The organism is Actinoplanes subtropicus (genome assembly GCF_000721705.1).
Taxonomy (GTDB): domain Bacteria; phylum Actinomycetota; class Actinomycetes; order Mycobacteriales; family Micromonosporaceae; genus Actinoplanes; species Actinoplanes subtropicus.
The window spans coordinates 59,347-81,022 of record NZ_JOJL01000031.1 but is presented as its reverse complement, the minus strand read 5'-3'; the positions used below and the strand labels follow the sequence as shown (position 1 = coordinate 81,022).

The window sequence follows — 21,676 nt, the reverse complement described above, 5'->3', positions numbered from 1 at the left end:
CTGCCCCCGCCGCGCTGCCCCCGCCGCGCCGTGCCGCGCTGCGCCGTGCCGCGCTGCGCCGTGCCGCGCTGCGCCGTGCCGCGCCGGCCCCGCGCCGTGCCGCCCCGCGCCGCCCCGCGCCGTGCCGCGCCGTGCCGCGCCGTGCCGCGCCGTGCGGCGCCGCGCCGCCCCGCGCCGTGCCGCGCCGTGCCGCGCTGCGCCTGCGCTGCCCCGCACCGCCCCGTGCCGCGCTGCCCCGTGCCGCGCTGCGCCGCCCCGCACCGCCCCGTGCCGCGCTGCCCCGTGCCGCGCTGCGCTGCCCCGCGCCGCGCTGACTCAGTCGTCTGGTGTTTCGCCGCCGGCTGACCCGGGCGCCTCGTCCGGAGCTGGCGCCGGCGTCGTGCACCACGTCAGCCACAGGCTGCCGAAGGTCGCGACTACTTCGAGCCGGCCGCCCAGGCCGGTCACGTAGGTGCGCAGCGCGTCCAGGCTGACCGGCTCGCCGCGCTCGATCTGGCTGATCCGGCCACGGGGCAGGCCGATGGCGGCGGCCATCGTGGCCTGGGTCAGCCCGCGGTCCTTGCGGATCTCGGCGAGCCGGCCGCCGTTCACCGAGGCCAGCATCTGCTCCTTGACCCGCCGGCGTTGTTCGACGCGACCGGGGTCGTCCCGCGCCGGATCGAGGTCGTGAGCTTCGGCCTTCACGTTCTCCCAGTACGTCGACCCACTCATGTGCGTACCTCCCGCATCGATAGTAGTCCAACGACTAGTTGGCGTGCGACACCGTACCCCGAGCCGACGACGACGATGCCGCGGCGTGTCACCATGGCTGCCGTGACGGGACAGCAGCTCGGGGCTCCGCCGCCGGCCCGGAAGCGACGGCGGTGGCTGGTCGGGCTGGTGTTCGGGTGGATGGCGGTCGTCGTGGTGCTCGGGACCTGGTCGGTCTGGCACTCGCCGCCGACGGTGCCGGAGCAGCGGGACATCGCGCAGGCCGTGCCGGAGCTGCAGCGGGCCGCGGGGGCGGCGTATGCGGCGGCCGACGGCACCGGTCGGGTGGTCGACCTCGGGCAGTTGGAGCTGATCGGCGACTGCCGGATCACGCCGGTGCGGCACGGGTATGTCGCGGCTCGAGACCTCACCGTCTACGTGCGCGAGGGGGACGCCCGGGCGATGCTCGACGCGATCGCCGGCGCGCTGCCGGAGGCATACCACGCCGAGGTGTCGGAGAGCCGGGGCGGGACGAGGCTGACGATGCACGCCGACGCCGGAAACTTCATCGGGATCGACACCACGCTGGACGCCACCGCCAAGGCGATCACGCTACGGCTGACCAGCGGGTGCCGGCCGGGGCCGGCGAGCGCGGTCGACAAGCGGGATCCGGCGGCCGCGGCGGCGCCGGCGGAATTGCGGGCCGTGCTGGCCGCGCTGGGGGGCGCCGACGCGCCGCCCCAGGTGCGGGCCGTGGCCTGCCCGGATGGCGGGGTGGCGGCGAGTTACGCCGTGGCGGTGGCGCCGCCGGCCGATCTGGCGAGCCGGATGCGCGCGGTCAGTGCGGGGGCGGCCGTCGTGCGGTCGGACGACGCCGCGTGGGCGTACCGGAAAAATGGGGTTTCGGTGGTGGTCGTGCCGGACGGCAAGCAGGTCCGCGTCAGCGTCGGGACCGCCTGCTAGTCGGCAAAGAGGGCTGGTCAGCCAACAAGAGCCGGTCAGCGAGCAACGGAGTCAGTAGACCAGGGCCTGGGCGCCGTCGGTGGTGACCTCCTCGACGAAGACCGCGGCGCCGGCGATGCGGATGCCGGGCAGCACGTCGTCGGGGGTGATCGCGCGGCGGGCGGCGCACTGCGTGCAGGCGGTCACCTGGCCGCTGGCCAGCAGCAGGTCGAGCAGGTCGGGCAGGGGCGCGGCGTGCGGCAGCTGGAACTCGGCGGCCCGGCCGGGCAGGGCGAACCAGGTCGACTCGCCGGTCAGCCAGAAGGACACCTTCACCCCGGACGCGGCGGCGGTCGAGGCCACGGTGAACGCCTGCGAGCAGCGCTCGGGAGCATCCGCGCCGGCGGTTGCCTTGACGACGAGCAAGCGAGCCATGGGGGTCAGCATAGGATGGGCCGGTCATGGTTACGGAGATCGGGTTCGTGAGCCTGCTGGTCGCCGGGTTGGGCGCACTGGCGGGCGGGTTCGGCTATCTGGCGATTCGGATTTCGAGGGGGCGTTGGTGAGCGGCGAGTCGGAGAACCCGTTGGGCCCACCGCCCTGGCTGAACGCGCCGCCGGTCGCCGAGTCGCCGTATGAGGACACTCACGACCTGCGCAAGGGCCCCGACCTGCACCCGGCGCTGCTCGGGCTGCTGCCGTTCGTGGGCCTGTGGCGCGGGCGGGGGCAGGGTGGCTTCCCGGCCGACGACGACTACAACTTCGCGCAGCAGATCCGGATCAGCCACGACGGGCGGCCGTTCCTGCGCTTCGAGTCGACCTCGTGGCTGCTCGACGACGAGTCGAAGCCGGCCGGGGAGTGGCTGATCGAGTCGGGCTTCTGGCGGCCGGTGCTGGTCGACGGGCGGCCCGGCGAGGAGATGGAGGCCGTGGTGGTGACGCCGGAGGGGACGGCCGAGCTGTATCTCGGCAAGACCATCGGCACGACCCGGCTCGAGATGGCGGCGGATGCCACGGCGTACACCCCAACGGGTTTGCATGTCACCGGCGCGCAGCGGCTCTTCGGCATCGTGGAGGGCGCGCTGCTCTACGCGCACGAGGTGGCGGTCGACGACAGCGGGCTGCGGCCACACATGTCGGCCCGGCTGCTCCGCATCGGCGGCTGATGGCCGAGCAGGCCGAGGCGTCGGCGGCTGATGGCCGAGCAGGCCGAGGCGTCGGCGGCTGATGGCCGAGCAGGCCGAGGCGTCGGCGGCTGACGGCCGAGCAGGCCGAGGCGTCGGCGGCTGACGGCCGAGCAGGCCGAGGCGTCGGCGGCAGACGGCCGAGCAGGCCGAGGCGTCGGCGGCAGACGGCCGAGCAGGCCGAGGCGTCGGCGGTTAATAGCCCAGCAGGTCGAGCAGGATCGGCGTCCAGCGGGAGGGGCGCCGCGGGGCGCCGTCCAGCGCCTTGACGAAGGCGAGCCCGCGCAGGGCCGAGGCCAGCCAGATCGCGTCCGCCCCGCGCAGCTGCTCGATGGTGATCATGCGGTAGGCCGGGCTCAGGCCGACCGACGGCGCCAGCTCCAGCAAGCGGGCGGTGGTCGTGCCGGCGAGGATCGGCGCCTCGTCCGGCGGGACGGTGCACAGCTCGTTTCCGGCCAGCCAGACCAGGGACGCGGTCGGGCCCTCCAGGGCGTGCCCGTCGGGGGAGAGCCAGAGCGCGTCGTCGGCGCCGCGCTCGCGGGCCCAGCGGCGGGCGGCGAAGTTCTCCGCGTACGACAGGGTCTTGGCCTTGGCGAGGGACCACGGCGGCGGGCTGCCGACGCCCGCGCTCACCACCCGGATGCCGGAGAGCCGCTCACGCAGCGTGCCGGCGGGAATCGGCGAGATCGTGACGTGCTGTGACTGCCGGGTGCAGATGACCCGCAGGGCGCTCTCCGGACCGTCGGAAACCAGACCGGCGAGCCGCCCCGCGAGCGGCGGGATCTCGAGCTCCAGGAGCGCCGCCGAGCGGGCCAGGCGGGCGAGATGCTCGTCGAGCAACCACGGGCCGGACGGCCGCAGGTGGATCGTCTCGAAAACACCGTCGCCGAACAGCTCGCCGGGGGAGATCGGGGCTTCGTCGGGCACGGGCGGAGACTACCCGTCGGCCTATGCTTGTCAGGTGTCCGCCACTTCGCTAGCCGAGATGCTCCGGGAGCGCGGGCTGCGCCTCACGCCGCAGCGCCAGCTGATCCTGGAGGCGGTGCACGAGCTCGGTCACGCCACGCCCGAGCAGGTGCACACGGCGGTGCGGGAGCGCGTCGCCGGCGTCAACATCACCACCGTCTACCGCACGCTCGAGCTGCTCGAGGAGCTCGGTCTGGTCAACCACACGCACCTGTCGCACGGTTCGCCGACCTATCACGCCGCGGGTGAGGATCAGCACGTTCACCTGGTCTGCCGTGGCTGCGGCTCGATTTCTGAGGTAGACCCGACGGTGATGCTGCCGGTGACCGACCGGCTGCTCGCGGAGCGGGGCTTCCGGGTCGATGTCGGCCACGTCTCGCTCTTCGGCGTCTGCGAGGAGTGCAAGGAGTAGCGAGATGACCGTGGTGATGGTCGAGGACCTCGATCCCTCGTCCGCCGACGCGGGGGTGGCGGCGCACTACGGCGACCCGATGCGGGAGCAGCGCACCCTGGCCGCCGCGGTGGGCCTGGTCGACCGCTCGAACCGCGACGTGATCGCGGTGCCCGGCGAGGAGCGCGCGTCCTGGCTGCATACTCTGACTACCCAGCACCTGTCGGACTTGTCGGCGATGTCCGGCTCGGAGCTGCTGGTGCTGTCCCCGCACGGGCATGTCGAGCAGCACGCCTACGTCACCGAGGACGGCGCGACCGCCTGGCTCGACACCGAGCCGGGGGCGGGCGCCGGCCTGCTCAAGTACCTCGAGATGATGCGCTTCTTCACCAAGGTCGAGCCGCGCGACGCCTCCGCCGAGCTGGCGGTGTTGTCGCTGGTCGGCCCCGGTGCGGCCGATCTCTTTCCGGAGCTTGCCGCCCCGGTGGTGGCGGCCGTGCCAGGTCCGAAGTTCGCCGCCGGCTCCGTGCCGCCGCGGGCGACCAGCATCTATGCCGTACGGGAATGGGAAGGTGGCCTGGCTCGGCGCGTTCCGCTCGGGGTTGATCTTCTGGTTCCACGGGAAACACGCACGGCGGTCATCGAGAAACTCGGTGTGCCGCTGGCCGGCTTGTGGGCTTACGAGGCGATCCGCGTCGAGCAGCGCATCCCTCGCCTAGGTTGGGAGACCGACCACCGGACGATCCCGGCCGAGGTTGATTTAACCGAAAAATCCGTACACCTCGACAAGGGCTGCTACCGCGGGCAGGAAACGGTGGCCCGGGTGCACCACCTCGGCCGGCCGCCCCGCCGCCTGGTCCTTCTGCACCTCGACGGCATCGCCACCGACCAGCCCCCGGCCCAGGGCACCCCGGTGACCCTCGGCGAGCGCGAGGTCGGCTTCGTCGGCACCGCCGTCCGGCACCACGAGCTCGGGCTGGTCGCCCTGGCCGTACTCAAGCGGAACGTGCCCGACGACGCCGAGCTGCGAGTGGGAGAGTCGGTCGCCGCGATCGACGTGAGCTGAACTAACGTTCACCGTATGACCGGGACCGTGATCACTGTCGCTCCGACCGGCGCGGAAGTCAGCAAGGCGGACGTGCCCGCCCTACCCGTCACCATCGACGAGCTGGTGCGCACCGCCAAGGAGTGCGAGGCGCTGGGTGCCTCGATCATCCACGTGCACATCCGCGACGACGCCGCCGAGCCCACCCTCGACCAGGGCCGCCTGCGCGCCACCGTGGCGGCGCTGCGCGAGGCCACCGACCTGATCGTGCAGCTCTCCTCGGGCGGGGCGGTGACCGACCCGGAGTCCGACCGGCTGGCCGTGCTCGACGCGGGGCCGGAGATGGCCTCCTGCACGATGGGCACGGTCAACTTCGGCGACGGCGTGTTCCTGAACCGCTGGGAGTTCATCGTCGACCTGCACGGCCGCATGCAGGAGCGGGGCATCGTGCCGGAGTACGAGATCTTCGACCTGGGCCAGCTGACCACGCTGCAGCGGCTGCTCGGCAAGTACGGCCTGCCGGCCGGCGGCCACGTGCACGTCGACCTGGTGATGGGCGTGCCCGGCGGGATGCCGGGGACGGCCGGTGCGCTGGTCGCGTGCGAGCAGGCCATCCGCGATCTGCCCGCGGGCACCACCTTCTCGGCCACCGGCATCGGCCGGAGCTCGATTCCGGTCATGCTGGCGTCGCTGTCGGCGGGCGGGCACCTGCGGGTCGGGATGGAGGACACCATCACGTACACCAAGGGCCAGCCGGTCGACTCGAACATGCAGCTGGTGGCCCGTGCCGCCGGGTTCGCGCAGCTCGCCCAGCGGCCGCCGCTGACCACCGCGGCGGCCCGTGAGTTGCTCGGCGTACCGGCCCGGTGATCGTAGCGGAGGTGGTGCGCTCGGGCTTCGTGGAGAGCGTCCACCACGGCTCGGTCGCGGTGCTCGGCGGCACGAGTCGTGGCGACGTGACCACGCCGATTTTTCCGCGCTCGTCCAGCAAGCCGTTGCAGGCGGTCGGGCTGGTGCGGGCCGGCCTGGTCCCGCGCGACCGGTCCGACCTGGCCCTGATCGGCGGCAGCCACTACGGTGAGCCGCCGCACGTCCGCCGGGTCCGCGACATCCTCGAGGCCGCCGGCCTGGAGCCGGCCGCGCTGCGCTGCCCGGCCGCGTACCCGCTCTCCGCCGCGGCGCGCGACGACTGGCTACGGCGGCAGGGCGGCCCCGAGCCGATCCTGATGAACTGCTCGGGTAAGCACGCCGGGATGCTCGCCACCTGCGTCGCCAACGGCTGGCCCTGGGAGACCTACCTGGACCCGGCCCACCCGGTGCAGGTGGCGATCACCGAGGCCATCGCCGACCTGGCCGGCGAGCCGATCGCCGCGGTCGGCGTGGACGGCTGCGGGGCGCCGGTGCACGCCTATTCGCTGACCGGGCTGGCGCGGGCGTTTCTTCGTTTGGTCGATGCCGCCCCGGGTACGGAGGAGCGTCGGGTCGCCGACGAGATGCGTGCCCATCCCGAACTGGTGGCCGGCACCGGCGCCGACGACACGGTGCTGATGGCCGCCGTGCCCGGCCTGCTCGTCAAGGGCGGGGCCGAGGGCGTGGTGGCGGCGGCCATGCCGGGCGTGGGCGCGGTCGCCATCAAGATCGAGGACGGCGGCCAGCGGGCCCGGACCCCGGTCCTGCTCGATGAGCTGCGCCGACTCGGGATCGACGTACCCGTGATCGAGGAATTGATCCTGGGTGGCGGCGAGCCGGTCGGCGAGGTGCGCGCGGTGCGGGTGAGCTGATTCACGCTTGCTGGAGTTAGCATTCCGCTTGCAATAGCTAGCACTCCGAGCTAGCTTCGAGGTATGGCCACGCCGAAGGATCTGCCGCAGGACATCGGAAGCTTCATCCGTGACCTGCGGGAGAACGCCAAGATCTCGCTGCGTCAGCTCGCCGACAAGGCGGGCGTGAGCAATCCGTATCTCAGCCAGATCGAGCGTGGCCTGCGCAAGCCGAGTGCCGAGGTGTTGCAGCAGATCGCCAGCGCGCTGCGGGTCTCCACGCCCGCGATGTACCTGCGTGCCGGTCTGCTGGACGGCGAGGGTCAGCAGGGGGTGCTGGCCGCGATCGCGGTCGATCCCGACCTCACGATCGCCCAGAAACAGTCGCTGTCGCAGATCTACGAGACGTTCCGCAACGAGAACGCCCGGCACACGCCCGAGACGCCTGACACCGCCGAGGAGACAAAATGACCGACCAGACCAAGACCAAGCTTCCCACCCCGCTGTACGCCGCCGCCGGCGCCGGTGACCTGGCCTACCAGCAGCTGCGCAAGCTGCCGGCCGTGCTCACCGAGCTGAGCGAGAAGGCCGCCGCGTCCCTGCGTACCTACAACGAGCAGGCCGGCGCCAAGGCGACCGAGCTGGGCGCCAAGGCCACCCAGCTGCGCGAGAAGGCTCAGGCCACCGACTTCGACGCCCTCCGGGGCAACGCCGCCAGCGTGGCGACCTCGCTCGCCCAGCTGGCCCAGGAGCGCACCGTCGCGGCGTACACCGCGCTGGTCGCCCACGGCGAGAAGGTGGTCGGCACCGGCATCGTGACCACCGCCGACGTGGTGAACGCGGACATCGAGGCCACCGAGGCGCCGAAGGCCGTCGAGGCCCCGAAGCCGCGCAAGCGCGCCACCAAGCCGGCCGAGAAGTAATCGGACCGCACGGTCAGCAATCGTGATCAGCGGGCCCCGGCAGATGCCGGGGCCCGCGGCATAGACTTCCCGTCATGGCCTATTCCGCGCCGATCTTCTACCTCGATGTGCAGCGGTACATCGTGATCCTTCTGCTGATCTTCTCGTTGGTGATACAGGCGGTCGCGCTGATCCACTGCCTGACCCAGCGGGGCGACGGATTCCAGGCCATCGGCACCCTGCCGAAAGGCGCCTGGGCGGCGATCCTGGCGGTCTGCATCGTGCTGACCCTGCTGGTGAGCGGAGCGATCGGCATCTTCAGCCTGGTCGGCATCGCCGCCGCGCTGATCTACCTGCTCGACGTCCGTCCCGGGCTGAAAGACCTGTCGGACGGCAAAGGCTTCTGGTGAGACGGTTCGGTCCGCCTCCACCCGACGGCGGGCCGCGCCTGCACCGCCTCGATCCGAGCGGCCCCCGGTCCGGGCGGCCGACCCTGCCGGGCCCGTCCACCGAGCTGATCTCCACCCCGTCCGGCGTACGGCTGGAGCAGCTGATCGCCGGCGTCGGCGAGCCGGTCACCGTCTTCGGGCACGGCCTGGGCGGCGACATCGCCGGCACCCGTCCCCTGGCGAGCGCGGTCACCGGCCGCCGGGTCTTCTTCCACTTCCGCGGGCACGGCCGCTCGGACGCGCCGGTCGGCCCGTGGACCTTCGGCGACCTGGCCGACGACATGCGCGCCGTGGCCGACCTGGCCGGCGCCACCCGGGCGCTCGGCGTGAGCATGGGCTCGGGGGCGCTGTGCCGGCTGCTCAGCGAGACACCCGAGCGCTTCGAGCGAGTGGTCTGCTATCTGCCGGCCCCGCTGGACGGCACCCGCCCGGGCGCCGCCGAGGCGCGGGTCGAGCGATTGATCGCCGCGGTGGAGTCGGGTGAGGCGGCGTCGATCGCGGCCGCCGTCGAGCTCGAGCTCCCGCCCTCGCTGCGCAACACCCCGACCGGCTGGAGCTATCTGCGCCAGCGGGTCGAGCAGCTGCAGCGGGACGGGCTGGCGGCCGAGCTGACCACGCTGTGGCACCAGCCGGCGGTGCCGGACGAGTCGGCGCTGCGCGCCTTCCGGGGCCGGGCGCTCGTGCTGGGCTGCCTGGGCGACGAGGTACACCCGGCGGCCTGGGCGGAACGGCTGGCCGGCCTGCTGCCCGGGGCCGAGTTGCAGGTGTACGACCGGCCGGCGGTGCTCTGGACAAGTCGCGCCGAACTACGCGAGCGGATCTCGACCTTCCTCAATTCCTGACCGCGCGCCCGTAACTTTTGTGGCGTTCGAGCGGTGTTCTCGGCGTGCGCTTATCCCCTAAATCCATCTTTTTCGGACTCGTGGCGCTTGGGCTGCCGATCGCGGTGGCCGCCGGCTGGACCCTCGCCACCCCGGCCCGCAAGCCCACCGAGGTCAGCGCGCCGGCCGGCACCGGTGGCATCGGCGCCGGCGGCAGCGACGGGATCGGCCGGGCGCCCCACCGGCCCGGGATCCCCCAGCCGCTGACCGCCGTGCAGCTCACGCCCCGCCCGACGGCGACCGCGACCCTCCCGCCGGTCACCGCCCCGTCCGGGGCGCCGATGCCCACCTCGGCCGCGCCGACGGCCGTCGAGGCCTCCACGGTCTCGCTGCCCCCGGTGCTCAACGAGCCACCCGTCCCGACGCCCACCGAGATCACCGAAATGCCGAGCCCGTCGGCGACCCCCAGCGCCCCGCCCAGCGCATCGCCCTCCACCAATCCGTAGGAAATTGGCGCCCAGGCAATAGGCTGCCGATCGTGAAGCAGTTCTTCCTCGGCGCTTCCCTGCTCGGCCGGGGCCTGGTCCTCGTCCTGCGCAGCCCCAAGCTGCTGTTCCTCGGCCTGCTGCCGGCCGTGATCGCGGGCCTGCTCTACGCTGCCGCGCTCGGCGTGCTGATCGACTTCCTGCCCCGGCTGTCCCGGGACGTCACCTGGTTCGCCGACGGCTGGGCCGAGGGCTGGCGGGAGCTGACCCGGGCGCTCGCCGGGGCGGGCCTGCTCGGCGTGGCCGTCCTGCTCGGCGTCCTCACCTTCACCGCAGTGACGCTGCTCGTCGGGGACCCGTTCTACGAGCGCATCTCCGAGCTGGTCGAGGACCGGTTCGGCGGGGTGCCGGGCGAGGTCGAGGTCGGCTTCTGGCGGTCGCTGGCCCGCGGCCTGGCCGACTCGCTGCGGCTGATCGTGCTCTCCGTGCTGGTCGGCATCCCGCTGTTCCTGCTCGGCTTCCTGCCGGTCGTCGGGCAGACAGTGATCCCGGTGCTCGGCGGCGCGGTCGGCGGCTGGCTGCTCGCGGTCGAACTGACCGGGGTGCCGTTCCAGCGCCGCGGCATGCGCCTGGCCGACCGCCGCGCCCGCCTGCGCACCAACCGGCCGCTCGCGCTGGGCTTCGGCGTCGCGGTCTTCTGCTGCTTCCTGATCCCGCTTGGCGCCATCCTGCTGATGCCGGCCGCCGTCGCCGGCGCAACCTTGCTTTCCCGTACGGTGTTGGGTCAGCCGATCGCGGAGCTGCCCTCAAGCCGACTCGCGGATCACCAGCTCGGTCGGTAGAACGACGGCGTCGGCCTGGTGGGGCTCGCCGTTGATGAGACCCAGCAGCTGGCGGGCCATCGTGCGGCCCATCTCCACGATCGGCTGGCGGACCGTGGTCAACGGGGGCTCGCTGTAGCGGCTGATGTCGAAGTCGTCGAAGCCGACCACTGCCACGTCCGACGGCACCCGGCGGCCGGCGTCCTTCAGGGCGAGCAGCGCGCCGTGCGCCATCATGTCCGAGGCGACGAAGACCGCGTCCAGGGCCGGGTCGTCGGCGAGCAGGGCGCGCATCGCCGCTATCCCCGACTCGCGGGTGAAGTCGCCGATCACGACGTGCGGGGCCAGGCCGGAATCCTCGAGTGTGGCACGGTAGCCGGCGAGCCGGTCGATGCCGGCCACCATGTCCTGCGGGCCGGCAATGGTGGCGATCCGGCGGCGGCCGGCGGCGACCAGGTGCCGCACCGCCGAGCAGACGCCGCCGAAGTGGTCGACATCCACGTACGGGACCGAGGAGTCGCCGATCGGGCGGCCACTGCAGATCACCGGGATGCCGAGGCGGACCAGGGTGCCGGGCAGCGGGTCGGCGCCGTGCATCGAGGCGAACATGACCCCGTCCACGTGGCCGGCGACGGCGTACCGCTCGACCCGGTCGTGGCTCTTCGCGGAGCCGGCCATCATCAGCACCAGCTGCTTGTCGGCGGCCTCCAGCTCGCCGCCCACGCCGCGGATGATCGCCGGGAAGAACAGGTCGTCGGAGAAGACCCGGTTGGCCGTCTCCGGCAGGATCAGCGCGATCGACTCGGTGCGCTGGGTGACCAGGCTGCGGGCGGCCTGGTTGGGCACGTACCCGAGCTCCTCGACCGCCCGGTTGACCGCCTCGCGGATCGAGGCGGCCACCGACGTCGAGCCGTTGACGACGCGGGAGACGGTCGCCCTCGAGACGCCGGCGCGCCGCGCCACTGCTTCCAGGGTCGGCCGCTCCCGCGTCACCACCAGGTCACCCCTCGCTCTCTCCCGGGTCGGCGATGCCGTTGCGCCGGATCACCTCCCGGTACCACTTCGCGCTGTCCTTGAGGACGCGCTGCTGCGTCGTGTAGTCGACGTGCACGATCCCGAAGCGCTTCGCGTACCCCTCGGCCCACTCGAAGTTGTCCATCAGCGACCAGACGAAGTATCCGCGCAGATCGACGCCGGCCGCCAAGGCATCATGGCAGGCCCGGAGATGGCCGTCGAGGTACTCGATGCGACGGGTGTCGTGGATGCCGCCGTCCGCGGCCGGCCCCTCCGGGTACGCCGCGCCGTTCTCGGTGATCAGCATGGGGATGCCGTCGTAGTCGTCGTGGATCCGCTTGAGCAGCCGGGTCAGGCCGGACGGCTCGATCAGCCAGTTCATGTCGGTGACCGGGCCGTCGGGGTCGCGGAAGGCGATGCCCTCGCTGCCCGGCTGGTCGGGCGCGGCGGGGGTGCCGGGCCGGGCCGACACGTACGACGGCTGGTAGAAGTTGATCCCGAGCACGTCGATCGGGGCCTTGATCGTGGCGAGGTCGCCGTCCTGGAGGTAGGACAGATCGGTGAACCGGGCCATGTGCGCCAGCATGTCCGCCGGGTAATGCCCCTTGAGCAGCGGGTCGAGGAACATCCGGTTGGACAGCCCGTCGATGATCCGGACGGCCTCGCGGTCGGCGGCGTTCTCCGGGTCGACCGGGAAGACGACCGACGGGTTCAGCGTGATGCTGAGCGAGCGGGCGCCCGCCGAGCGCAGCGCCCGGGCCGCGAGGCCGTGGCCGAGCAGCAGGTGGTGCACGGCGGCGAAGGCGGCGGCCGGCTCCCGGCGGCCGGGCGCGTGCCGGCCGCTGGCGTAGCCGAGGTAGGCCGAGCACCACGGCTCGTTCAGCGTCGTCCAGGTGCCGACCCGGTCGCCGAGCCTGGCGTACATGATCTGGGCGTACTCGGCGAAGGCCTCCGCGGTCAGCCGGTTGGCCCAGCCGCCCAGGTCCTCCAGCGTCTGCGGCAGGTCCCAGTGGTAGAGCGTGGCCACCGGGTCGATGCCCTTGCCGAGGAGTTCGTCGGTCAGCCGGTCGTAGAAGTCCAGGCCCTTGATGTTCACCGGGCCGGTGCCGTCCGGCTGGATCCGCGGCCAGGCGATCGAGAACCGGTAGGACGCCAGGCCCAGATCGGCCATCAGCGCCACGTCCTCGACGTAGCGGTGGTAGTGATCGCAGGCCACGTCGCCGGTGTGCCCGGCGTGGACCCGCCCCGGCGTACGGCTGAAGGTGTCCCAGATGGACGGGCCTCGACCGTCCTCCCGCACCGCGCCCTCGATCTGGTACGACGCGGTGGCCGCGCCCCAGACGAAGCCGTCGGGAAAGGTGATCCCGGCGAGGGCCGGCCGGACCGACGTGGACGTGAAGGTTGCCGTCATGCGGTTCCCACTTCCTGGTGTGCTCCCGAGGGCTCAACTTAACCGGTTAATCATAGGGGCCCATACGAACCCGCGAGACGCCGGTAAGACGAATTTAATCGGGTCAGCCCGTCCGCAAGGCGCCGATCAGCCGGGGATCACCGGTGACCACCAGGCGATCCAGCCGCTGCCGGCCCATCAGCGCGAGCAGCAGGTCGCTCGCCGTGCCGGTCGCCTGCGCCCGGGCGTGGTGATCGTCGGAATCCAGGATCGTGGCGGTGTCGAGCAGCGCCACCCCGGGGCCGCGCAGCCGCACGAACCACTCGTGCCCGGCGTCGCTGGCCATCAGGTGGACCACGCCGTGCAGGTCGGTCGGGCCCTTGCGCTTGCCGGCCGGCAGCCAGGTGTCGAGCACCTCGCTCACCCCGTCGGCGGCCAGCTTGGTCTCGATCGGGGTGGGGCGGCCGGCCGCGGCCTCGGCATCCCAGCGGTGCACCGAGACCTCGTGGGCCATCCGGCGGTGCCAGAAGCCGGCCTGCTTGCTCTGCGGCGCCCAGTTCCACGCGGGGAAGTCGGACTCCACCGCCTCGAGCGTCTCGATCGTGCCGGTCAGCTCGCGGCGCAGCTCGTCGAGCGCCTGCTCCCAGGCTCTGCTGCTACCGGCGCCTGGTCCTTCGGACGGCGCGGAGAATCCGGGCCCCTTCGGGGCCGTGCGGTAGTCGCCGGGTCGCGTGGTCGGCGGGCCGGTCGTGCCGCGCGGCACCGTCTCGCGCACCCAGTGCAGCAGGGTGGTCACGTGCTCGACCAGGTCGGCACCGGTCCACCCCGGGCAGGAGGGCACCTCGGCATCCGGCCCGGCCTGCGCCACCGCATCCTGCAAGGCGGGACTGTCCGCCCGCAGGGCCGCGAGCCAGAAGTCCTTCGTCGCGTGCATCCTGTTCATCGCGATTCTCTCCACTCCACCGGACCGCCGATGAGTGCCCTTGGCCCGTTGAGCCTAGGGTGAACGTCGTGCCTGACGTTAGTCGCCCACGCCAACTCGACACACCCGCCTACTCGCTCGGGGCGTACACGACGCTACGCCTCGGCGGTCCGGCCGGCACGCTGACCGTCGTCACCGAAACGGACCGAGCGGTCGCTACTGTGCGTAACGCCGCGGCCGAGGGGCGCCCGCTGCTGGTGCTGGCCGGTGGCAGCAACGTCGTGATCGGCGACGCGGGCTTCCCCGGCGAGGCGCTGTTGCTGCGTACGCGCGGGATTGAGGTGGTGGAGACGCGGGCCGGGAGTGTGGTGCTGCGGGTTGCCGCGGGCGAGCTCTGGGACGATTTTGTGGAGTACGCCGTGAGCAACGGCTGGTCCGGGGTCGAGTGCCTGTCCGGCATCCCGGGTTCGGCCGGCGCCACCCCGATCCAGAACGTCGGTGCGTATGGGCAGGAGGTCGCCCACACCATCGTGGCCGTGCACGCCTACGACCGGGAGCACGACACGATCCGGGCGATGTCGCCGCTGGAGTGTGCGTTCGCGTACCGGTCGAGCGTCTTCAAGCACAGCGACCGCTATCTGGTCACCGAGGTCGACTTCCGGCTCACGGTCAGCGGCGACTCCGCCCCGATCCGGTACGCCGAGCTGGCCCGCGGCCTGGGCGTGGAGGCCGGCGACCAGGTACCGCTGCGGCAGGCCCGCGACACGGTCCTTAAGTTGCGGGCGGGCAAGGGGATGGTGCTCGACCCGGACGACAAGGACACCTGGTCGGTCGGCTCGTTCTTCACGAACCCGGTGGTGTCGGCGGAGCGCTGGGCGCAGTTGGGGCTGGCGCACGCGCCGCACTGGCCGGGCGAGGACGGCACCGTGAAGATCCCGGCGGCCTGGCTGATCGAGCACGCGGGCTTCCCGAAGGGCTTCGCCGGGGACCGGGTGGCGATCTCGAGCAAGCACACGCTGGCGCTGACCAACCGGGGCGCGGGTACCACCGAGGGGCTGCTCGGCCTGGCCCGCACGATCCGCGACGGGGTACAGGACCGGTTCGGGATCGAGCTGCACCCCGAGCCGGTGCTGGTCAACTGCGAGCTTTGACCGCTGCCGGCCCCACCACTCACGCGAGAGTCGCGTCCACGGCCTTTCGTCGCGGGTGGTCGCGTTGGGCAGGCGGGGGCCACCGGATCGGCGGTGACCCCCTTCCTCGTACGTCCGCATGGTTTTGACGTGCATGGTTCCTAGAGCGGCAGCCAAAGAGCGAGAACGTTCGGCGGCTCCCAGCCCGGCAGGGACGTGTGCGACTGGCGGCACTGGTAACGCTTGCCGTCGTAGGTGACGATCTGCCCGACCGTGTAGGCCGTGTAGGGCGCCCAGGTCGTCGTCCCCGGCGCGGTGGTCGGCGGCGTCGTGGGCGGGTTCGTGGGTTTCGTGGTCGGTGGCGTGGTCGGCGGGGTCGTGGGCGGGGTGGTCGTCGTCCCGGAGGTGAACGACTGCATGGTCTTGCTGAACTGCCACGTGCTCTGGGCGACGCCGGAGCAGTTGTCCGCCGCGCCACCGCCCGGGCAGCCCCCGTTGTCCCGCTGCAGCGCCCAGAACGACAGCGACCGGATGCCCTGGCTCTTCGCCCAGTTCGTGACCGTCTGCGCGTTGGCCAGGGTGAAGGTCTCGGCCGCGCCGTAGTCGTCGATGCCGATCATCTCGGTGATGCCGACCATCTGCCACAGCTGCGCGGTGGTCTTGCCGGGGTAGAGCGCCTTGAGCTGGCCGACCAAGCCGTTGGCCGAGGTCTGGGTGTCGGTGGCCATGTTGTGCGCGGCGCCGTCGTAGTAGTCGAAGGTCATCATGTTGACGATGTCGACCCGGGCGCCGTTGCTGACCGCGCTGCGCAGCACGGCGAGGCCGGAGTCGGCCAGGCCGGCCGTGGTGGTCGGCAGGGTGTAGCTGAACTCGACGAGCCGGCCGTTCGCGGCCGCCCAGTCCTCGACCTTCTTGATCGCCTTGTTGCGGCGGTCGATGCCGGCCGTGTTGGTCAGCGAGTTGTCCTCGATGTCCAGGTCGAGCCGGGTGACGTCGTAGGTGGTGATGACCTTCTCGAACTGGGCGGCGATCGAGTCCACGCTGGTGCAGCTGTCGGCGATCTCGGTGCCGCCGTTGTCGGCCGCGTAACCGCCGAACGACGGGATGACGTCGCCGCCGGACGCCCGGATCGCGCTGATGTCGGAGCCGAAGGTGCCCGACGCGATCGGCATCGAGGTGTCGCCGTTGAAGTAGACCGTGCAGGAGCCGCGGCTCGGGGTCTGCACGAAGGCGAGGGTGAGGAACTTGTCGCCGGACTGGCTGGACAGCCCGGAGAGGCTGTCGCCGTTGTACGCCTCGAAGTACGGCGCGAACACGTGGGCGGGGATGCGTGAGGTGGTGGCGGCCTGGGCGTCGGGAGTGGTGGCGGCGACGAACGCGGTCGCACAGGCGGCGGCCGCGGCTGCCGCCACGAGGGATCGGCGCATGGGGACCTTCTTCGGGAGAAGTCAGGTTAGTTAACCTAACTAATAGAAGGGCCCAGCGAGGCTTGTCAATAGATCACTGGTATCCGAAGACCTGGGTGTAATACGGCAAACCGTTCTGGCCGTACGCGACGCCGGTCCCGATCGAGCGCGCCTCGCAGTTCAGGATGTTCTCCCGGTGCCCCGGGCTGGCCATCCATGCCGCCATCACCTCGGCCGCGGTGCGGTATCCCCAGGCGATGTTCTCGCCGGACGGCTCGGCGTACCCGGCCGCGTGCGAGCGGGCCACGAACGTCGTCCCGTCCCGCCAGACGTGGCTGAACAGGCCGGTCCGGGCCATGTACAGGCTCTGCCGGACCGAGGCGACGGTCAGCTCCGAGTCCACCGCGAGCTGGCCGCACCCGTTGGCGTGCCGCTGCTGGTTGGTCATGGTGACCACCTCGGACATCAGCTCGGCCGGTGTGACGGCGGTGGCCGGTGCGTCCGCGGGCAGGGGTGGCGCCGGCACTGCCGCCCACGCCGGCGAGCTGGTCAGCAGCAGCGCGGGTGCGGCCGTGAGCAGGGCGAGACGTCGTAGCACGGGGTGCCTCCGGGGTCCGGGGTGGGCCTGATCGCCCACCAGGGATATCGCACCCGTTTCTCGGCCGTACGTCCCTTATTTGGCGGAAACCGGCATTGGCCTACGCAAAAGTGTCAGGCTGGTGGGATGGCCCGGCGCACCCGCCTCGGCCGTCACTCAAACCCCCGGCCGGATCCGCCCCCGTGGGCCGGATAGCTCGCTAGACTGTCACTGTCCGTAAATAGGCCGTGACATCACGCTATCGGGGTCTTTGCGTGGATAAATACGGCGAGGGATGGGGCGGGGTGAGCACACGATGAGTCGCCTTCTCGTCGTCGAGGACGACCCGGACATCGCGCTTGCTCTGCGGCTGTTGTTCAGCCGGGCGGGCTACGAGGTGGCGCACGCCGGCGACGGCCGGACCGGGCTCAAGGAGGCGTACGCCGAGCACCCCGACCTGGTCGTGCTCGACGTCGGCCTGCCCGAGATGGACGGCTGGCAGGTGCTCGAGCGGCTGCGCGACGTCTCCGACGTGCCGGTGCTGGTGCTGACCGCGCACGGCCAGGAGGCCGAGAAGGTGCGCGGCCTGCGCGGCGGCGCCGACGACTACCTGACCAAGCCGTTCGCCAACAACGAGCTGCTGGCCCGGGTCGAGGCCCTGCTCCGCCGCTCGTCCAGTGGGCAGAACAGCTGGGCCAGCCAGGTCTACGACGACGGCCTGGTGCACCTCGATCCGACCAAGCGCCGGGTGTACGTGAAGGGCGACGAGAAGCGCCTGACACCCACCGAGTTCCGGCTGCTCAACGCGCTGGTCCGGCACGCCGGCGCGGTGTTGAGCCCGAACCAGCTGCTGACCCAGGCCTGGGACGACCCCACCGGCATCGGTCAGGAACGGGTGAAGTTCGCCGTGCTGCGGCTGCGCCGCAAGCTCGGCTGGTCCGATCCCGACGAATCCCCCATCGAGTCCGTCCGCGGATTCGGCTACCGCTACCGCCGGCCCGGCGGCGAGTCCTGATTTCCGTCGTCTTGGTCACCGGTGTTCTCAGATGACGGGCGTAACCGTCGATGAGAGCTCTGGAAGCCGAGTTGGAGGTACATGAGCGTGGAAGACCTTGGTGAAATCGTCGGCGAATTCCTCATGGAGAGCCACGAGAACCTGGACCAGATCGACCGCGACCTGGTCTCCCTCGAGCAGGAACCGGACTCGCGCGACCTGATCTCCCGCATCTTCCGGGCGATCCACACGATCAAGGGCACCAGTGGGTTCCTGGCGTTCAGCCGCCTGGAGAAGCTGGCCCACGCGGGCGAGTCGCTGCTGTCGAAACTGCGGGACGGCGTGATGCCGGTGACCCCTTCGACGATCACCACCCTGCTGGCGACGATCGACGGCGTACGCTCGATCCTCTCCTCGATCGAGGAGACGCAGGCCGAGGGCGACGTCGACATCGACAGCATCATCGCGCAGGTCAACGCCCAGATGAAGGCGGGCGAGGGAGCCCCGGCCGCCGAGGCCCCGGCCGCCGAGCCGCCGGCCGCGAAAAAGCCGGCCGACGAAAAACCCGAACCCCTCGACGAGACGCCCAAGCGGGCCGCCCCCGAGCCGGTCGAGAACCAGCGCAAGCCGCTCGGCGAGATCCTCGTCGAGCAGGGCGGGGCCCAGGCCTCCGACGTCGGTTCGGCGCTGGCGCAGCAGATCGAGGGCGACGAGCGCAAGCTCGGCACGATCCTGCTCGACGAGGGCAAGGCCAAGCCGGCCGCGGTCAGCGATGCGCTGCAGCAGCAGGCGCCGAAGCGCAGCATCGCGGACAGCGCGATCCGGGTCGACGTCGACCTGCTCGACACGCTGATGAACATGGTCGGCGAGCTGGTGCTGGCCCGGAACCAGCTGGTCCGCGGCGTGATGGAGGTCGGCGACGCGACGCTCGTGCGCAGCGCCCAGCGGCTCGGCATGATCACCAGTGAGCTGCAAGAGGGCATCATGAAGACCCGGATGCAGCCCATCGAGCACATCTGGTCCAAGCTGCCCCGAGTCATCCGGGACCTGAGCAACTCGCTCGGCAAACAGGTCCAGCTGGTCATGGAGGGCAAGGAGACCGAGCTCGACCGGAGCCTGCTCGAGGCGGTCAAGGACCCGCTGACCCACCTGGTGCGCAACGCGGTCGACCACGGCATCGAGGAGCCGGAACGCCGTGCGGCGGCCGGCAAGGGTCCCGAGGGCACGCTGACGCTGCGCGCGTACCACGAGGGCGGGCACGTCGCGGTCGAGGTGGCCGACGACGGCGCGGGCCTGAACGTGGAGCGGATCGCGCAGAAGGCGGTAGAGAACGGGCTGCTCCGCGCCGAGCAGATCCCGAACATGGACAAGCGCGACATCATGGCGATGGTCTTCCAGCCGGGCTTCTCCACCGCGGCCAAGGTGACCAACGTGTCCGGCCGCGGCGTCGGCATGGACGTCGTGAAGACCAACATCGAGAACATCGGCGGCGCGGTCAGCGTCGACTCGACGCCCGGCGAGGGCACGGTCTGGCGGCTCACCATCCCGCTGACCCTGGCGATCATCCAGGCGCTGACCGTCGACTGCGGCGAACAGCGGTATGTGGTCCCCCAGGTCGCCGTGCTCGAGCTGGTGTTCATCGACGGAAATTCCACCAAGATCGAGTACGCGTCGGGCGCGCCCGTCTACCGGCTGCGCGGCAAGCTGCTCCCGCTGGTCCGGCTGGACAAGGCGCTCGGCCTGGAACCCAGCGGCGACCAGGGCGTCTACATCATGGTGCTGCAGGCCGACGGCCGGCGCTTCGGCCTGGTCGTGGACCGGGTGCTGAACACCGAAGAGGTCGTGGTCAAGGCGCTGAACAGCCGGTTCAAGGACATCGGCCTGTACGCCGGCGCGACCATCCTGGGCGACGGCAAGGTCGGCCTGATCCTCGACGTCTCCTCGCTGGCCCGGCGCAGCCACCTCACCGCCGACGCCGAGCGGCAGAACATGGAGGCCTCGGCCCGGGCGAAAGCCGGCAGCGGCACCGGGGAGCGGCTGCTGGTCACCGCGGTCGGCGAGCGGCGGGTGGCGATCCCGCTGGACACGGTCACCCGGCTCGAGGAGTTCCCGCGCGACCGGATCGAGCACGCCGGCTCCCGCGAGGTGGTCCAGTACCGCGGCCAGATCCTGCCCCTGGTGCGGCTGTCGCACCTGCTCGGGGCGTACGGCGAGGAGCCGGAGGGCGACACCGTGTCGGTGGTCGTCTACAGCGAGGGCGGACGGAGCGTGGCGCTGGTGGTGGACCGGATCGTGGACATCGCGGAGAACTCGACCACCGCGCGCCGGGACGCCGAGGAGGACGGCCTGGTCGGCACCGCGGTCATCCAGCAGCGGGTGACCGAGCTGCTCGACGTGCGCCGGGCCATCCTCGCCGCCGACCCGAACTTCTACACCGACCTGGAGAACGACGACATGCTGGTGGAGGCCTAGATGGCGAGCCGACAGTTCGCCACCTTCGAGGTGGCCGGTCAGCTCTTCGGCGTCGAGGTGCACACCGTGCAGGAGGTGCTCTCGTACAACGAGTACACCCCGGTGCCGCTCGCGCCGCCGGCCGTGGGCGGGCTGTTCAACCTGCGCGGCCAGGTGATCGCCGCGGTCGACCTGCGGGTCCAGCTGGGCATGGTCCGCAAGGCGCTGGAGGGCCCGGTGATGAACGTGATCCTGCGCGGCGACGGCGAACCGGTCAGCCTGGTGGTCGACAAGATCGGCGAGGTGGTCGACCTGGACGACGAGCGGTTCGAACCGCCGCCGGACACGCTCAGCGGGCCGACCCGGGAACTCGTCGTGGGCACCTTCAAACTGGACGGGCGGTTGATGCTCGCGCTCGACGTCACCGCCGCCGTCGACACCACCCGTGCCACCACCTGATGTACAGCCTCGTCAGCGCCCCGGTCCTCGGCTTCGACCTGACCCGCCTCGCCGGCGGGTCGGCCACGGCCGAGGTGGTGCTGCGCGGTCTGCGCCTGCAGACCGACGACCTGCCGATCCTCGCCGAGCGGTTGCCGGACGAGGGTGTCCGCGGCCCGCTGTGGGTCGAGGTGGAGAGCGCGGCCCGCCGGATGCCGTCGCTGAAGGGCATGTCCAAGGAGGACCCGGCGAGCAGCCTCGCGCTGGTCGAGCGGGCCCCGATCGGCTCGGTCGACGCGCTGCTGACCTGCCTGCGGTACGACGTCATGTCGTGGACCTGGACCGGCACCGGCCGGGAGGCGCGACAGAGCGACACGGCCGCCGCGGCCACCGCCCTGCTCTGCGACGCGGCGGTGGGCAGCTACCTGCGTGAGGTGCTGGACGACGACAGCCGCCGGCGCCTCGGTGCGGGCTGGGTGTCGGCCATGCGCAAGCTTCCGGTCGGCGCGCCGATCGACCTGGGCCCGCACCACTACACGGTGTCGGCCCTGCTGGACCGTCTCCGCTCGCTGCGGTCGACGGACCTGAACCGGCTGGTGTCCTCGGCGGAGGACGCGCGACGGAACGCGGGCGGCTGGTCTCCGGCCGTCCATTCGGCTTCCTGGGCCGCGTATCTCTCGGAACGGGTCCGCACCGCCGCCGCGGCGCAGATGCTGTTGGTACAGGCCGTCGACACGGCCGACATTCCGCTGGCCGATCGGGCCGGTGGCGTCTGGAACATGCTCAGCGGTGCCGTGCAGGCGCTGGTGGTCCGTGACCTGTTGGACACCTCCACCGCGCATCGGCTGCTCGCACCGGTCGTGGCGGCACTGGGCCCCGCGTGGCTCGGGTGAAGGGGG

The 21,676-nt window shown here is 71.7% G+C and carries 26 protein-coding genes; 18 read left to right on the top strand and 8 right to left on the bottom strand.

The genetic code is table 11. From position 1 onward, the window contains the following. Positions 1-315 precede the first annotated feature (315 nt). Positions 316-711, bottom strand: coding sequence for a helix-turn-helix domain-containing protein (locus IH26_RS0137950; RefSeq protein WP_063763794.1), 396 nt, complete (start codon positions 709-711; stop codon positions 316-318). Between the two features lie 102 nt (positions 712-813). Between IH26_RS0137950 and IH26_RS0137945 the strand changes: the two genes are divergently transcribed. Beyond that, the gene (locus IH26_RS0137945; protein ID WP_245665863.1) at positions 814-1,653 is read left to right on the top strand and encodes a hypothetical protein; all 840 of its coding nucleotides are present in this window, start codon (positions 814-816) and stop codon (positions 1,651-1,653) included. Positions 1,654-1,704: 51 nt separating this feature from the next. On the opposite strand, the gene IH26_RS0137940 is transcribed toward IH26_RS0137945, so the two are convergent. Further along, positions 1,705-2,079 carry a DsrE family protein gene (locus tag IH26_RS0137940; RefSeq protein WP_084599427.1) on the bottom strand — a complete coding sequence of 125 codons (375 nt, stop codon included), beginning with the start codon at positions 2,077-2,079 and terminating at the stop codon, positions 1,705-1,707. 14 nt (positions 2,080-2,093) lie between these two features. Here IH26_RS0137940 and mtfM point away from each other — a divergent pair, with 14 nt between their 5' ends. Further along, the gene (gene mtfM, locus IH26_RS64085; RefSeq protein WP_020513070.1) at positions 2,094-2,198 is read left to right on the top strand and encodes a small membrane protein MtfM; all 105 of its coding nucleotides are present in this window, start codon (positions 2,094-2,096) and stop codon (positions 2,196-2,198) included. Further along, positions 2,195-2,797: a heme-binding beta-barrel domain-containing protein gene (locus tag IH26_RS0137930; RefSeq protein WP_030441113.1), complete on the top strand. Its 603-nt coding sequence runs from the start codon at positions 2,195-2,197 to the stop codon at positions 2,795-2,797. Before mtfM ends, IH26_RS0137930 begins: the two co-directional genes overlap by 4 nt. Positions 2,798-3,010: 213 nt before the next feature. Here the strand turns inward: IH26_RS0137930 and IH26_RS0137925 are convergent, their stop codons facing one another. Beyond that, positions 3,011-3,742, bottom strand: a complete 732-nt coding sequence (locus tag IH26_RS0137925; protein WP_030441112.1) for an aminotransferase class IV — start codon at positions 3,740-3,742, stop codon at positions 3,011-3,013. Positions 3,743-3,800: 58 nt separating this feature from the next. Here IH26_RS0137925 and IH26_RS0137920 point away from each other — a divergent pair, with 58 nt between their 5' ends. The 10 genes from IH26_RS0137920 (at position 3,801) to IH26_RS0137875 (ending at position 10,476) form a co-directional block, all read left to right on the top strand. Further along, positions 3,801-4,193, top strand: a complete 393-nt coding sequence (locus IH26_RS0137920; protein ID WP_030441111.1) for a Fur family transcriptional regulator — start codon at positions 3,801-3,803, stop codon at positions 4,191-4,193. Positions 4,194-4,197: 4 nt separating this feature from the next. Beyond that, complete coding sequence (ygfZ, locus tag IH26_RS0137915) at positions 4,198-5,238, top strand: CAF17-like 4Fe-4S cluster assembly/insertion protein YgfZ (protein WP_030441110.1); 1,041 nt, start codon at positions 4,198-4,200, stop codon at positions 5,236-5,238. A 15-nt stretch (positions 5,239-5,253) separates the two neighbouring features. Next, a complete protein-coding gene (locus tag IH26_RS0137910; RefSeq protein WP_030441109.1) occupies positions 5,254-6,087 on the top strand; it encodes a beta-keto acid cleavage family enzyme in 834 nt (277 codons plus the stop codon). Further along, the gene (locus IH26_RS0137905) at positions 6,084-6,998 is read left to right on the top strand and encodes an asparaginase (protein WP_030441108.1); all 915 of its coding nucleotides are present in this window, start codon (positions 6,084-6,086) and stop codon (positions 6,996-6,998) included. Before IH26_RS0137910 ends, IH26_RS0137905 begins: the two co-directional genes overlap by 4 nt. Before the next feature lie 63 nt (positions 6,999-7,061). Next, positions 7,062-7,448, top strand: a complete 387-nt coding sequence (locus IH26_RS0137900; protein WP_030441107.1) for a helix-turn-helix domain-containing protein — start codon at positions 7,062-7,064, stop codon at positions 7,446-7,448. Then, positions 7,445-7,900: a hypothetical protein gene (locus IH26_RS0137895; protein WP_030441106.1), complete on the top strand. Its 456-nt coding sequence runs from the start codon at positions 7,445-7,447 to the stop codon at positions 7,898-7,900. Before IH26_RS0137900 ends, IH26_RS0137895 begins: the two co-directional genes overlap by 4 nt. A 74-nt stretch (positions 7,901-7,974) precedes the next feature. Continuing rightward, positions 7,975-8,289, top strand: a complete 315-nt coding sequence (locus tag IH26_RS0137890) for a DUF2516 family protein (protein ID WP_030441105.1) — start codon at positions 7,975-7,977, stop codon at positions 8,287-8,289. Further along, positions 8,286-9,170 carry an alpha/beta fold hydrolase gene (locus tag IH26_RS0137885; RefSeq protein ID WP_030441104.1) on the top strand — a complete coding sequence of 295 codons (885 nt, stop codon included), beginning with the start codon at positions 8,286-8,288 and terminating at the stop codon, positions 9,168-9,170. The genes IH26_RS0137890 and IH26_RS0137885 overlap by 4 nt, the downstream gene beginning before the upstream one ends. 80 nt (positions 9,171-9,250) lie before the next feature. Then, positions 9,251-9,655, top strand: a complete 405-nt coding sequence (locus IH26_RS0137880; protein ID WP_030441103.1) for a hypothetical protein — start codon at positions 9,251-9,253, stop codon at positions 9,653-9,655. Between the two features lie 23 nt (positions 9,656-9,678). Next, positions 9,679-10,476, top strand: a complete 798-nt coding sequence (locus IH26_RS0137875; protein ID WP_030441102.1) for an EI24 domain-containing protein — start codon at positions 9,679-9,681, stop codon at positions 10,474-10,476. Here the strand turns inward: IH26_RS0137875 and IH26_RS0137870 are convergent. From IH26_RS0137870 to IH26_RS0137860, 3 genes are all read right to left on the bottom strand, one after another. Beyond that, positions 10,441-11,451: a LacI family DNA-binding transcriptional regulator gene (locus IH26_RS0137870; protein WP_030441101.1), complete on the bottom strand. Its 1,011-nt coding sequence runs from the start codon at positions 11,449-11,451 to the stop codon at positions 10,441-10,443. The genes IH26_RS0137875 and IH26_RS0137870 overlap by 36 nt on opposite strands. Positions 11,452-11,455: 4 nt before the next feature. Next, on the bottom strand, positions 11,456-12,880 hold the full coding sequence (locus IH26_RS0137865) for a GH1 family beta-glucosidase (protein ID WP_051809243.1): 1,425 nt from the start codon (positions 12,878-12,880) through the stop codon (positions 11,456-11,458). 103 nt (positions 12,881-12,983) lie between these two features. Beyond that, positions 12,984-13,802, bottom strand: a complete 819-nt coding sequence (locus tag IH26_RS0137860; RefSeq protein WP_030441099.1) for a maleylpyruvate isomerase family mycothiol-dependent enzyme — start codon at positions 13,800-13,802, stop codon at positions 12,984-12,986. Between the two features lie 59 nt (positions 13,803-13,861). Between IH26_RS0137860 and IH26_RS0137855 the strand changes: the two genes are divergently transcribed. Further along, positions 13,862-14,932, top strand: coding sequence for a UDP-N-acetylmuramate dehydrogenase (locus tag IH26_RS0137855; protein WP_084599425.1), 1,071 nt, complete (start codon positions 13,862-13,864; stop codon positions 14,930-14,932). Between the two features lie 140 nt (positions 14,933-15,072). Here the strand turns inward: IH26_RS0137855 and IH26_RS0137850 are convergent, their stop codons facing one another. Further along, a complete protein-coding gene (locus IH26_RS0137850; RefSeq protein ID WP_084599423.1) occupies positions 15,073-16,338 on the bottom strand; it encodes a carbohydrate-binding protein in 1,266 nt (421 codons plus the stop codon). Between the two features lie 73 nt (positions 16,339-16,411). After that, positions 16,412-16,915: a CAP domain-containing protein gene (locus IH26_RS0137845; RefSeq protein ID WP_030441096.1), complete on the bottom strand. Its 504-nt coding sequence runs from the start codon at positions 16,913-16,915 to the stop codon at positions 16,412-16,414. Between the two features lie 295 nt (positions 16,916-17,210). Here IH26_RS0137845 and IH26_RS0137840 point away from each other — a divergent pair, with 295 nt between their 5' ends. The 4 genes from IH26_RS0137840 to IH26_RS0137825 all read left to right on the top strand — a co-directional run bounded on the left by IH26_RS0137840 (position 17,211) and on the right by IH26_RS0137825 (position 21,670). After that, positions 17,211-17,909, top strand: a complete 699-nt coding sequence (locus tag IH26_RS0137840; RefSeq protein ID WP_020513053.1) for a response regulator transcription factor — start codon at positions 17,211-17,213, stop codon at positions 17,907-17,909. A gap of 87 nt (positions 17,910-17,996) precedes the next feature. Beyond that, positions 17,997-20,360: a chemotaxis protein CheW gene (locus tag IH26_RS0137835; RefSeq protein ID WP_030441095.1), complete on the top strand. Its 2,364-nt coding sequence runs from the start codon at positions 17,997-17,999 to the stop codon at positions 20,358-20,360. Beyond that, entirely contained in the window at positions 20,361-20,798 is a 438-nt protein-coding gene (locus tag IH26_RS0137830) for a chemotaxis protein CheW (RefSeq protein ID WP_030441094.1), read from the top strand. Next, positions 20,798-21,670 carry a hypothetical protein gene (locus IH26_RS0137825; RefSeq protein WP_030441093.1) on the top strand — a complete coding sequence of 291 codons (873 nt, stop codon included), beginning with the start codon at positions 20,798-20,800 and terminating at the stop codon, positions 21,668-21,670. Before IH26_RS0137830 ends, IH26_RS0137825 begins: the two co-directional genes overlap by 1 nt. Positions 21,671-21,676 lie beyond the last annotated feature (6 nt).